11 protein-coding genes are annotated in these 12,423 nt (G+C 68.0%); 6 read left to right on the top strand and 5 right to left on the bottom strand.

Features of this window, described 5'->3' with window-relative positions:
- Positions 1–55: 55 nt before the first annotated feature.
- On the top strand, positions 56–310 hold the full coding sequence (locus DSM104443_RS21485) for a hypothetical protein (protein ID WP_171096017.1): 255 nt from the start codon (positions 56–58) through the stop codon (positions 308–310).
- Positions 311–316: 6 nt separating this feature from the next.
- Here DSM104443_RS21485 and DSM104443_RS21480 read toward each other — a convergent pair whose 3' ends face one another.
- Entirely contained in the window at positions 317–1,954 is a 1,638-nt protein-coding gene (locus tag DSM104443_RS21480; protein ID WP_171096015.1) for a hypothetical protein, read from the bottom strand.
- A 36-nt stretch (positions 1,955–1,990) separates the two neighbouring features.
- A complete protein-coding gene (locus DSM104443_RS21475) occupies positions 1,991–3,526 on the bottom strand; it encodes a hypothetical protein (protein WP_171096013.1) in 1,536 nt (511 codons plus the stop codon).
- Positions 3,527–3,686: 160 nt separating this feature from the next.
- On the opposite strand from DSM104443_RS21475, the gene DSM104443_RS21470 reads away from it, so the two are divergent.
- Both DSM104443_RS21470 and DSM104443_RS21465 read left to right on the top strand, forming a co-directional pair.
- Positions 3,687–6,326, top strand: a complete 2,640-nt coding sequence (locus tag DSM104443_RS21470) for a M1 family metallopeptidase (protein WP_171096011.1) — start codon at positions 3,687–3,689, stop codon at positions 6,324–6,326.
- Positions 6,327–6,374: 48 nt separating this feature from the next.
- Complete coding sequence (locus tag DSM104443_RS21465; protein ID WP_171096009.1) at positions 6,375–6,806, top strand: universal stress protein; 432 nt, start codon at positions 6,375–6,377, stop codon at positions 6,804–6,806.
- A gap of 19 nt (positions 6,807–6,825) precedes the next feature.
- Here DSM104443_RS21465 and DSM104443_RS21460 read toward each other — a convergent pair whose 3' ends face one another.
- Positions 6,826–7,374 (bottom strand): hypothetical protein, encoded by a 549-nt coding sequence (locus DSM104443_RS21460; protein WP_212756845.1) that lies wholly within the window; start codon positions 7,372–7,374, stop codon positions 6,826–6,828.
- A 124-nt stretch (positions 7,375–7,498) separates the two neighbouring features.
- Entirely contained in the window at positions 7,499–9,334 is a 1,836-nt protein-coding gene (locus tag DSM104443_RS21455) for a S8 family serine peptidase (RefSeq protein ID WP_171096007.1), read from the bottom strand.
- Positions 9,335–9,455: 121 nt separating this feature from the next.
- On the opposite strand from DSM104443_RS21455, the gene DSM104443_RS21450 reads away from it, so the two are divergent.
- From DSM104443_RS21450 to DSM104443_RS21440, 3 genes are read left to right on the top strand one after another with little or no spacing between them, the layout of a single operon-like run.
- Positions 9,456–10,706, top strand: coding sequence for an MFS transporter (locus DSM104443_RS21450; protein WP_212756843.1), 1,251 nt, complete (start codon positions 9,456–9,458; stop codon positions 10,704–10,706).
- A complete protein-coding gene (locus DSM104443_RS21445; protein ID WP_171096005.1) occupies positions 10,678–11,271 on the top strand; it encodes a CDP-alcohol phosphatidyltransferase family protein in 594 nt (197 codons plus the stop codon). Before DSM104443_RS21450 ends, DSM104443_RS21445 begins: the two co-directional genes overlap by 29 nt.
- Positions 11,268–11,672 carry a PPC domain-containing DNA-binding protein gene (locus tag DSM104443_RS21440; RefSeq protein WP_212756841.1) on the top strand — a complete coding sequence of 135 codons (405 nt, stop codon included), beginning with the start codon at positions 11,268–11,270 and terminating at the stop codon, positions 11,670–11,672. Before DSM104443_RS21445 ends, DSM104443_RS21440 begins: the two co-directional genes overlap by 4 nt.
- A gap of 18 nt (positions 11,673–11,690) precedes the next feature.
- Here DSM104443_RS21440 and DSM104443_RS21435 read toward each other — a convergent pair whose 3' ends face one another.
- Positions 11,691–12,365 (bottom strand): CPBP family intramembrane glutamic endopeptidase, encoded by a 675-nt coding sequence (locus DSM104443_RS21435; protein WP_171096003.1) that lies wholly within the window; start codon positions 12,363–12,365, stop codon positions 11,691–11,693.
- Positions 12,366–12,423: the final 58 nt, after the last annotated feature.

Raw genomic sequence — 12,423 nt, 5'->3', positions numbered from 1 at the left:
TTTGTAGGTGTGGCGAAAGCGTAGCATGGAGGCCCTTCCCCGTTAGGCCGTTCCCATGACCGCCCCCGCATTCGATCCGAGGGTTCGCGACCTCGCCCAGAACATCTATCGCGACCTCGTTTCGAAGGCGCTGCAGCTCACCGCGACCAGCGCGGAGATCAAGTCCGACCCGGCCGCCCTCGCGCGCGTCGCCTTCAAGCTCTCCGCGTCGTTCTTCACGGCCGAGGATGAGCTGAACGCGGCCAACCTGCCGAAGAACCAGGACTTCAAGGTGGGGCTGGACGACATCGCCGGCTGGACGACGAAGTAGCGCGGGCTACGCGCCGGAGAGCTTGGCGAGCAGGAGGCTTACGAGATCCTGTCCGGCACCCGGGGTGCGGATGTGGTGCTCCCGGAGGACCGGTGCCAGCTTCGGCATCGAGGCAGCCGTCACGTTCGAGCGGATGAAGATCTCGGCGATCGCGCCCTGCACGCCGGGCGAGCGGGTCGCCGCGTAGAGGCGCGTGAGCTCATCGAGGATCGCGATGTCCGACACGCGGTGGCGCGCCAGCACTTCGAGCGCCCGCACCTGTGCGTTGGCCACCTTCATCTTCACGATGCCGTCTGTCAGGGCGCGCAGCTCCGCGTCATCCGTGATCGGGCGGTGGCGCAGGTAGGCCTGGGCGATCTGCACATCGCTCTCGTTCGTGCTCGACACCGCGCGGATCACGCGCGTGCGGCGCTCCGGGCTTCCGAGGCAGGCGAGCGCGGCGTCCTGGGCGGTGCCCGTCTTCGCCGTTCCCACTCGCGCGAGCGCGCCATCCAGCTCGCGCTCCTTGTTGAGGCCGCAGATCAGCTCCACCTCGCCGAAGCCGAGCGCGTTGCCCGCGAGCACGTCGCGGATCATGAGCTCCAGCTCCGCGGTTTGCTGCGGGGGTGACAGCCAGCCGACGGTTCGGGCCAGCGCGATCATGCGGATACGAAGCGCGGGGTCCTCGGTATCGCGCTCGACGGCGAGATAGCGCTCGCGGGAATCACCGTCGGCGGCGAGGTCGGCCAGCGCCTTCGCCATCGGCGGATCGCGGCGATCGGCAGGTGTGACCGCACCGATGAACTTTTCCACGCGATCGAACGCCATGCGCATCTCGATCGGCGTGCCGCCCAGCGCCGACTGCGCCACGCGCAGCTTGTCCGCCTGGGTGAGGCGGTCATCGTAGTAACGGCACGATTGCGCGCGGTAGTCCGCATTGGGATCCGTCGCGCGCAGGCCGTCGGTGACGATCATGCTCGCCGGTGCGAAGAGCGAAACCAGCTTGCTGCTCACGCGGCCGCTGCCCACCGCGTCGGGCACGCCCGACTTGAAATAGCCCTGGAGCATCGGACCGGCGACACGGCCATAGGGCGCCAGCGACGAGAATCCGTAGATGACGGGAACGTTGGGGAAGACGCGGCGCATGCGGTCGCGCGCGTTCTCCGAATGGCGTTCGGAGAGCGATTGCGCGAAGCGCTCGGCCTCGGGCTTCGGCACGCCCGACTTCACCAGGCCGCGGATGATCTCCGGCGTGGCGCTGCGCACCGGGTCCTTCTTCAGCGTGTCGCAGCCGAAGAGGTAGACCTCCTTCAAATTCGCGAAGAGGTCGGGGCATGTGTCGCTGCAGGTGACGCGCTCCAGCTCGTCGACGGGCAGCGTCTCGTTCACCTGCGGCTTGGAGGAATAGAACTCGGTGCCGGCGAAGTGACCCGACACGACGAGCACGTCGCACGAGACCTTGCGCTTGCACGACGAGGCGAGCCAGTCGGGACGGCCTCGTTCGACGAGCTCGACGAACTCGTACTGGTCCGCGGGCAGGGCGGCCTTGAACGCGTCACGCTCGTCGGGCGAGTTGACGGTGACGGTGCAGACGGTTGTTTTCGCGTGTCCTACAGCGGCGGCGCAGAGCGCGGCCGCGAGGACCGCCTTGCATCTTGGGTGCATCGACGGGCCGGTGTTCGTGGGCCCGACGAGAATATCTCAGGATGCCTGCAAGCGGCGTATGGCCGCGTCGATCAGTTTGTCGCCGCCCGTCGAAGTGAGTCGATTTTTCTGTAGGACGGCCACCACCTCGGGCCGCGCGATTGCTTTTGTATCGGAGCGGATGAAGATCTCGGCGATCGCGCGCTGCACGGAGGCCGACGTCGAGGCGGCGAAAGACTGCACCAGCTCGCGCAACGTGTCGCCATCGGTGATGTTGAGGCGGCCCAGTGCATCCAGCGCGCGCACCTTCGCGGCACCGGCCGGCATGCGCGCCACGACGCGTGTCACGTCGCGCAGCTCGCCCGCATCGGCGATGGGCCGATAGCGCAGATACGTTTGCACACCCTGCACCTCGCGTTCGTCGTCGCTCGCGAGGGCCTGCAGCGTCCGCGCCCGCGCCTTCGCATCGCCCAGGCACGCAACCGCGGCGGACTGCATCACGCCCATGGACGGCGGGGCGTTGACCAAGCCATCCAACTCGCCGTCATCGTTGAGCGAGCAGATGAGATCGACTTCCGCGAACCCCATCGCGGGCCGAGCGAGCAGATCGGAAACGAGCGTCGCGATCTCGCTGCGGAACGCAGGCTCCGGGAGCCATCCGATCTCCTTCGCGAGCACGACCATCCGGGCGCGGCGGCCGGCCACCGCTTCGGCGCGCTCCATCGCGATGTAGCGTTCGCGCACGGCGGTGTCGGACGCGAGACTTGCGAGGGCCTTCACGAACGCCGGATCCTGCCGCTCTTCCAGCGTGAGCGAATCCACGAGCGCCTCGATGCGCTCGAAGAAGCGCCTGGTCTCTCCCATGTCGCGCTTCATCGTCGAATGGACCATCTCGAGCTTGCGCGCGGGCGTGAGCCGCTCGTCGTAGTACGGGCAGACCTGCTTGCGGTAGCCGCTCTCCGCTTCGCTGACCCCGGAGGTCCGCGTCATCGAGCTGTTGGAGAAAGCGGACAGGAAGCGCGAGTTGGCGTGGCCCGAGCCGATCGGTGCGCCTCCCGCCTTGAAGTAGCCGCCGATCAGCTTCGCGGCGACCGGGCCCACGGGGGCCGCGCCCGAGAAGCCGTAAATGGACGGGACGCCGGCGAAGACACGCCGCATCCGGTCGCGCCCACTCTCGCCATACGACGATGAGTATTTCGAAGCGTCGGGATTCAGGCTCTCGCAACCGAAGAGGTAGACCTCCTTCAGCTTCGCGAAGAGCCCGGGGCAGGAGTTGCTGCACGACGCGCGCTCCAGCTCATCCACGCGCAGGTGGTCGTCCTTCGAAACGCTGTCGGAATAAAACGTCTCGCCGGCGTTGAAGTGTCCCGACACGACGAGCACGTCGCACTGCACGCCGCGCTGGCACGACGAGCGCAGCCAATCCGGGCGGCCCTTCTCGATCAGCTCGACGAAGTTGTACTCGCCCTTCGGCAGGCGCGAGCGGAACTCCTGCCACTCGTCGGGCGAGTTCACGGTGATGGTGCAGATCGTCTTCGGTTCCGCGTGCGCGCCCAGGCCCGCAAGCAGCGAGCAAGGCAGGAGCAGGAGCACGAATCGGGAGGAGAAAGGCATGGGAACCACGGACGACCATCGGTGCATTGATTGTCGTCACCCGCGCCTTCGGGGGATGCCGGACGCGGGCCGCGCCTCGCGTCAGCGCCTGCCGACCCCCTGTAGTCCGGCGACCGCAAGCTCGCGTAAGCTGCCGCCCATGCAAAAATTCCTCTTCGCCGGCCTCCTCGGCCTCGCGCTTTCCTTCGCCGCAGGGGCCCAGCCGGTGGATCCCAAATCCCCGCCCGCTTTTCGCCTCGGCGACGCGGCGATTCCCCTGGATTACAAAGCGCGCCTCTCGATCGATCCCGATGCCGAACGCTTCGAGGGCGAGATCCGGATTCGCATGCGCATCGGGCGCGCGACGCCAATGGTGTGGATGCATGCCCGCAAGCTCGAGATCGTCTCCGCGGAGTTCCGCCAGGGCACGCGCGCCATCGGCGTGACCTCGACGTCCGGCGGCAACGAGTTCGTGGGCTTCGAAGCGAAGGGCGAGCCGTTCGCGGCCGGCGAGGCGGAAGCGACGATCCGCTACACCGGAAGCGTCGACGCGCTCTCCACACGCGGGCTCTTCCGCCAGAAGAGCGCCGGCGACTGGTACGTGGTCTCGCAGTTCGAGGCCGATTCCGCTCGCTTCGCATTCCCCTGCTTCGACGAGCCGGGCTGGAAGACGCCGTGGCAACTCACGATCGACGCGCCCGCCGCGAATGTCGTCGTCAGCAATACGCCCGAGACGAGTGTTTCCGACACGCCCGGCCGCCCGGGATGGAAGCGCCACGCGTTCGCGGCGACCAAGCCGCTGCCGTCCTATCTCGTCGCGCTCTCCGTGGGTCCCTTCGACGTGGTCGAAGGCGGCACGGCCGGCCGCAACAAGACACCGCTTCGCTACCTCGCGCCGAAGGGCCGCGGGGCCGAGATGCGCTGGGTGAAGGAATCCACGCCGCGGATCCTGGAGATCCTCGAGGACTACTTCGGCATGCCCTATCCGTTCGAGAAGCTGGATACGGTGACCGTGGGCCAGGCCGTCAACTTCGGCGCGATGGAGAACGTCGGCATGATCACCTATGTCGAGTCGCTGCTCCTCGCGAAGCCCAACGAGGAGACTCCCGCGTTCCGGCGCCGCTATACGGCGGTCGGAGCGCACGAGATCGCGCACATGTGGTTCGGGAACCTCGTCACGCTCGCGTGGTGGGACGACACGTGGCTGAACGAATCCTTCGCCTCGTGGATGGGCGACAAGACCGTCACCGCGTTCAACCCCGAGTGGGGCAGCGCTTACCCGCGCAACGTCACCCGCAACCGCTCGCTGTTCGCCGATCGCCTGGCCACCGCGCGCCCGCTGCACAACCCGGTGCTGGAGAAGGGCGACATCGACGCGTCGTTCAACCGCCTCACGTACGACAAGGGTGCGCAGGTGCTCTCGATGTTCGAGGGGTGGCTGACACCCGAGCGCTTCCGCCACGGCGTGCGAGAGTACATGGCCGCACGCGCCTACGGCTCGGCCACCTCGCAGGACTTCTTCCGCGCGGTCGGCGACGCGGCCGACAAGCGCGATGCGGCGCTCGCGGCGTTCTCCACCTTCGTGAACCAGCCCGGAGCGCCGATGATGGACGCGGTGCTGCGCTGCGACGCAAAAGGCGCCGCGGTCCTCGACGTCGTGCAATCGGCGTTCCAGCCCCAGGGCGCACGCGCCTCGAATGCATCGTGGACCACGCCGGCTTGCTTCGCGTACGAGGCGGGCGGATCGGTGAAGAAGCAATGCGCGGAGGTCGCGAACGGCAAGGCCACGATCGCGCTTCCCGCCGCGCAAGCGTGCCCCCGCTGGGTGGCATGGGATTCGGGCTACTTCGTGATGCGTCCCGACGCGGCGCTCGCGAAGCGAAACCTCCCGGCGCTTGCCGCTTGGCCCGACACGCTGGCCGTGCCCTACGTGAACGATGCCTCGCTGATGCAGAGGAGCGGCGTGATCGGTCTCGATCGCGTGCTTCCCGTCTACAAGGCAGCGCTCGCACACAAGTCGCCGGGCGTGCGCCGCGCCGCCGTCGAAGCGCTGAAGAATACGAACCCCGAGCACGTGACGGGAAGCGCGAAAGCCGCGCGCGCCGCGATCGACCGCGACGTGGTCCTGCCGCTCGCGCGCCAGATGGGCTGGACCGAGAAGCCCGGCGAGAGCGACGAGGTGCGCGAGCTTCGCTTCGTGCTGCTTCCGTATGCCGCGGACTATGCCGGGGACGAGGCGCTCCGCGCACAGGCGCGCGACCTCGCGCGGCAATGGCTGCGCGATCGCAGCGGCGCTGACGCGATGATGGTCACGCCCATCCTCGATACGGCCGCGCGCTTCGCGGATGCCGGGACCTACGCGGCCTTCGAAGCCGAGGCGGCCACCACGCAGAATCTTCGCGACCGCCGCCAGATCGTCTCCGCGCTCGCCAAGGTGCGCGACCCGGCCCTGCGCCCGAAGGCGCTCGGGCTCGCGCTCGACAAGCGCTCCGGCCAGGAGGTGATGAACGGCCGCGAGGCACTGTTGTTCCTCGAAGACGCAACCGAGGACGACGGCAACCGCCGCGCCGCCTTCGCCTACCTGCGCGACAACTTCGACGCGCTCGCCGCGAAGCTCCCGCCGGAAACGCCCGGCCAGCTCGTCCGCCACCTCGACCGTATGTGCACCCCGCAGGACCGGTCGCAGGTGGCCGCGTTCTTCAAGGACCGCAGCCCCCGCTTCGTGGGCGGGCCGCGGCGCCTGGAGCAGGCCCTGGAGGGCATCGACCTGTGCGTCGCGGCCGGCACCCCGAGGGTGTGAAGCGGTCCAACCGGTGGCAGACTAGCCGCACAAGAAGGAGGGCTACCCATGTACAAGCGCATCCTCTTGGCCTATGACGGCTCCGAAGCCGGCCAGAAGGCCCTGCTCGACAGCCAGGAAGTGGTCCAGATGAACCAGGGCGCCGAGCTCTTCCTGGTGGCCGTGATGCCACAGGACTCCGTGTTCATCGGCGGCGAGGGCGCCTTCTACGATCCGCAGCTCGCGGACCTCGAGAAGAAGAAATTCGAGGGGGTCCTCGCCGAGGGCCTGCAGCGTCTCACGGGCGCCACCAAGGGCGAGCTCCTCGTCGGCCATCCCGTGGATGCGATCGCGACCTACGCGAAGAAGATCGGCGCCGACCTGATCGTGGTCGGGCACAAGCACCAGCAGAGCTGGGCGAAGCGCTGGTGGGGCGGCTCGGTGTCGAAGTCGCTCGTCGAGCACTCGCCCTGCAGCGTGCTCGTCGCGATCACTCCCTGAACCGCCCCGGCGCGGGGACTTACCGGTAGTAGCGGCCCCGGTACCCGTACCCGTAGCGATACCCCCGATACGGATAAGTAGCGGCGAGCGCGACCGTGGTCGCCGCCGCGGCCACGAGCGGCGCGCCATACCCGTAGTACGGCGCGGGCGGTGCGTAGTACGCGGGCTGCTGCGGGTAGTAGGCCTGCGGTGGTGCGTAGTAGGACGCCTGGGGCGCGTAGTACTGCGCTGGGGGTGCGTAGTACGTGGGCTGCGGCGCGTAGTACGTTGCGGCGGGTGCGGGCGGCGGATAGTACGCGCGCGGCGGCGCGTAGTAGGCCTGCGGCGGGGCGTAGTAGCCGGGAGCGCCGTAGTACCCGTAGCGGCGATCCGCGCTGTCGACAGCAACGCCGAAGGCCGTGCCGAGCACGGCACCGACGGCGGCACCCGGGGGACCTCCGACGATCGCACCGGCAGCGGCACCGAAGAGCATGCCCGCGGCCGGATCACCCGGCGCGGCCTGCGCGGCGAGTGACATCGAGCCCAATCCGAGTGCGGTGAGCGAAACGTAGAGAACCTTGCGAACCATGGCGAATCTCCGTGCCTGAGTCATGCAGGAATTCTAGGCCGCCTGCGCGCAGGAAATTGTTTCTGAATGAAAAAGCCCCGCCGAAGCGGGGCTCGTCCTGCGAGTCCTACAGGTAAATCCGCGCTCAGCTCTTCATGCCCGCGAGCTGCATCGTCTTCACCGGGTTGATGAGGTTCACGCGGCCGTTCTTGTCGGCGCCCTGGAGGATCAGCGCCTTCACCTGCTCGGGCGTGAGCTCGGGCTTCATCGCGAACAGTTTCGCCGCGAGGTTCGCCACTTGCGGCGAGGCCATCGACGTCCCCGACAGCTTGGTCTTCTCGCCACCCGGCATGAAGCTCACGACCTCGAAGCCGTTGGCGTGCACGACGACCGTCTTTCCGAAGGTGGAGAAGTTGGTCTCGGTGCCGGACTGGTCCACGGCGCCCGCGGTGATGAGATTCGGCAGCTGCAGGCCCGCGGGGATGTACGTCGAGAAGTCCGCGCTGTTGTCCTCGTTGCCCGAGCCGGCGACGAAGAGGATCCCCGGCGCGCTCTTGAACGCGGCTTCGAGCGCGTCCTTCTCGTAGTTGAAGATCTGCAGCGCCATTTGCTTGCGCTCTTCCGGTGTCTTGCCGACGTTGTGGTATGCGAGCGAGCCTTCGTACGCCCCGGGGCCGTAGCGCCAGCTCATGTTCACGACGCGCGTGCCGGTCTTCTTGAAGTGTTCGACGGCGGCCTTGTAGGCGGCAGCGGTCTTCTTCGCGGTTTCCATCGACACGAGCTGCGGCTCCGCGGCATTCGACCAGTGCATCGCCACCGCCGTCACTTCGGCATACGGGTTACCGTCCACCGCGATGCCGGCCACGTGCGTGCCGTGCACCCACATGCCGACGGCGCCAAGGTCCTCGCTGAACTGCTTCACTTCATCAGGCTTCAGCGTCGTGATCTTCTTCTTGATCGCGCGTGCATCCTCGGAATCGATCGCGGCCCGCAGGTCCATCGAGCCCTTCACGTACTGCTTCAGCTCCGGCAGGCGCGGCTCGGCGGCACCCATGGGGCGAACGAGGGCCGTGGTCTGGTTCATGTCCTGGTCGAACGCGATGCCGGGGAGCTTCGCCGCGTGGAAGAGCTTCACGTCGGTGCCGCTGTCCCAGATGCCGACTACGACCGGCTTGCCGCCCGTGGGGGGCAGCGTGACGAGGCGCTGCGTCCAGACATCCACCTTCGCGACCTTGTTGCGGTCGATCACGTCCTGCAGCACGGCGACGATGTCGTCTCGGAAGGGTGCCACGTGGTCGAAGGTGTTGCGCGCGTTCACGATCGCCACGACCATGTTCGCCGGCACGTTGTTGTTGAGGTTCTTCGCCGCCGGGTCGAGGCTGGTGCGGAAGCCGCCGACCACGACGTTCTTCGTGAGCACCTCGAGGCTGCCTTTCGCGCCCTTGAGGTTGTCGCCCACGACGGCGAACGGCATGCCGCCGTACGCGTGCGCGAGGGCGTCCTTCAGGAACGGGCGCTGCACGGTGGCGAGATCGCCGCCCTTGATGCGCGTCGTGAGGATGTTCTCCATCGAGACGCCGCTGGTGATCTTGTCCGCGGCCTTCTCCTGCTGCGAGCGGATGTCGCGGAGGATCGCCTGGGCGCCCACGTAGTCGCCACGGAAGATCGCGATCTGCGCGCGTGCATTCATCATGCCGGTGCGCGCGGCGCGGTCCTGGATGTCGAGCGTCTCGAGGTCGGTCTTGAGGTCCTTGTCGAGCGCGTTCACCACGGGCTCCAGCTCGGCCTTCGGCGCGTCGATCAGCTCGCTGGGCGCTTTCGGGATCTGGTACTGCCGGCGCGGAAGCTGGTCCGAGCTCGTGATGACTTTCTTGTCCTGGATCGTGGGATTCATCGGGGCGGTGGGGAGTTCGGCAAGCGCGGGAAGGGACGCCGCGGCAAGGGCCACCGGGATGGCGGCGGCAAGGATACTGAGACGCATGGGTGCAAGGCTCCTCGTGGGTAGATCAGCGCCCGCATCGTGGGGCTTGCGGCGGGTAGCCGGGCCTCCGGGCGACGAACACGGCATTATCACGGATCAGCCGCCCGCTTTCGATCACGAAATGTCGCCGTCCGCCCCCGAAGCCGTTCCCGATTCCCCCTACGCCTGGCGCCGCCTGATGGTCACCCTCGCGATCATGACCGTGGGGGCCAGCGGCATGTACGTCGTTCCCGTGGTGCTGCCGGCCGTCCAGGCGGAATTCGGCGTCGCGCGCGCCGATGCGTCGCTGCCCTACTCCATGCTGATGGTCGGATTCGGCATCGGCGGGTTCCTCTACGGCCGGCTCGCGGATCGCTTCGGCGTGTGGCTGTGCCTCGTCTCGGGCGGGCTCATGCTCGGGGCCGGCTTCTGGGCCGCGGCCCACGCACCGAGCATGGCGGTCTTCAATGCCGTGCACGGACTGCTGATCGGCATGCTCGGAAGCTCGTGCACCTTCGCGCCGCTGATGGCCGATACGTCGCTGTGGTTCGAGAAACGGCGCGGCATCGCGGTCGCGATCTGCGCCTCGGGAAATTATCTCGGCGGCGCGATCTGGCCTCCGGTGATCCAGCATTTCGTCGAGGTCGCGGGCTGGCGCCAGACGTACATCGGCATGGCCATCGTGTGCTCCGTGTCGCTCGTGTCGCTTGCGCTCTTCATGCGCCGGCGTCCACCCGTGCTGGTCGTGGCCACCGTGGCCCCGGGTGCCCGCTACGAAGCGGCTGCCGCCGTGCGTCCCTTCGGGCTCGCACCCGGCTCCGCGCAAGTGCTGCTCATGCTGGCGGGCGTCTCGTGCTGTGTCGCGATGTCGATGCCGCAGGTCCACATCGTCGCGTACTGCGGCGACCTCGGGTACGGAGCGGCGCGCGGCGCCGAGATGCTCTCGCTGATGCTGGGCTTCGGCATCGTGAGCCGCCTCGTCTCCGGCTGGATCTGCGACCACATCGGCGGGCTGAAGACGCTGCTGCTGGGCTCGGCGCTGCAGGGCGTGGCGCTGCTGCTGTTCCTTCCATTCGACGGCCTCGTGCCGCTCTACGTGATCTCCGCGCTCTTCGGCCTCTTCCAGGGCGGCCTCGTGCCGTCGTACGCGATCATCGTGCGCGAGCATTTCCCGGCGAACGAAGCGGGCTGGCGCGTGGGCGCCGCGATCATGTCCACGCTGTTCGGCATGGCGCTGGGTGGCTGGATGTCGGGCAAGGTGTTCGACCTCACGGGCTCGTACCACGCCGCGTTCCTGAACGGGATCGCGTGGAACGTCCTCAACTTCACGATCGTCGCCTTCCTGCTCCGGGGCGCGATCCGCAATGCCCATGCTCGACTCCAACGCGCGTAAGTACGTCCAGCCGCTGCTCGACGCCGTCGCACGCGGGGCGCAGCGCATGGGCGTGAGCGCCAACGCGATGACGGTCGGCGGCATGCTGGTCGGCGTGGCCGCGGCCGTTCTCGTCTGCCTCGGTCATCCCCTGGCGGGCTTCCTCGTGCTGTGGCTCTCAGGGTTGATCGACGCGGCCGACGGTACGCTCGCGCGGCTCACCGGCACCACGTCGCCCATCGGCGCGATCCTCGACATCACGTTCGACCGCGTGGTGGAGCTCTCGATGGTCACCGCGCTCGCGTGGCGCTTCCCGGAGGCGCGCTTCGAGCTGGTGATCCTCGCGGGGATCATCGCCATCGCGATGTCGCTCTTCCTGTCGATCGGCGCCGCGGTCGCCAACAGGTCCGTGAAGTCGTTCCACTACGCGCCGGGCTTGGGCGAGCGCACCGAGGCGTTCATCTGCCTGTCGCTCATGATCCTCGACAGCGAGCGCCTCGTGCTCTGGACGTGGGTGTTCATCGCCGTGATCGTGTTCACGATGGCGCAGCGCCTGGTGCACGTGCGCGAGATGCTGAAGCCGTGAGCGCGCCCGTCGAAGTGGTTCGACTTTCGCCGGGGGCGGATCTGCGCGCGGAACTTGTTCGCGTCGCGGCGGAGCGCCATCTCGAGGCGGCCTTCGTGCTCACCGGCATCGGCAGCCTCGATCCCGCCGTGCTTCGCTTCGCCGGAAACCCCGAGGCCACCGTGCTTCGCGGCGACTACGAGATCCTCACGCTCGCGGGAACGCTCGGCACGGGCGGCGTGCACCTGCACATGTCGGTCTCGGATTCGAAGGGCCAGGTGCTGGGCGGCCACGTCGCCGCCGGATGCATCGTGCGCACGACGGCGGAGATCGTCATCGGCCGTGCCGACGGTTGGACGTTCGATCGCCCGCACGATCCCGCGACGGGCTTTCGCGAACTCGACCCGCGACGGAAGCCCTAGCCGCGCTGCGAGCGGCCGCTAGCTCGAGTACAAGCTGTAGAGCGCGACCGTGTTCCACGCCGCGTGCGCGAGGATGAGCGGCCAGAGGTTGCGCTTCACCAGCAGGTACACCACGCCGCTCGCCAGCGCCGCGAGGCCCGCGAAGACGCACGCGAACACGCCACCGTAGAGGTGCAGCAAGCCGAAGAGCACGGCCTGCGCGACGATCCCCACGGCGAGCGCGAAGCCGGAGCCGCCGAGCAGCTCGGCTACGCGGTTCAGCAGGAAGCCGCGGAAGAGGCATTCCTCCATGAAGCCCCCGACGACAATGCCGATCGTGAGCCACAACGCGAAGCCGGAGGGATTGCCTCGGATATAGCCCATGAAGGACGCCTGCTGCACGGGCGAGATCCATTGCGCGAGCGTCGGCGCGACGTGGGTGCCGAGGCCCATGTTCGCAAGGTAGAGGACAGCCGCGCCCGCGATCACGATCCACCACGGCACCGGAGTGCGCAGGCCGACGGAGCGCCAGCCCAGGCCGCGCCAGTGCAGCAGGGCCCAGGCAGCGAAGAACCCGCTGATGGGGCGCAGGATCGCCGGAGCGTTCTGCGGGATCGAGAGGGCGGGATAGATCAGCAGGCGCGTGGCGCCCCACGCCACGCAGATCGTGGCGATCACGACGGCGAGGTCGAAGGCGGCCTCGCGTGGCGACATTTTGTGACTGGAGGACAAGGCGATTCGACTCTACACTGCGCGTCTCACTTCCCGGGTC

The sequence above is a fragment of the Usitatibacter rugosus genome (assembly GCF_013003965.1).
GTDB lineage: Bacteria > Pseudomonadota > Gammaproteobacteria > Burkholderiales > Usitatibacteraceae > Usitatibacter > Usitatibacter rugosus.
The sequence above is the reverse complement of the archived record's forward strand: the minus strand, read 5'-3'. Positions and strand labels throughout refer to the sequence as shown.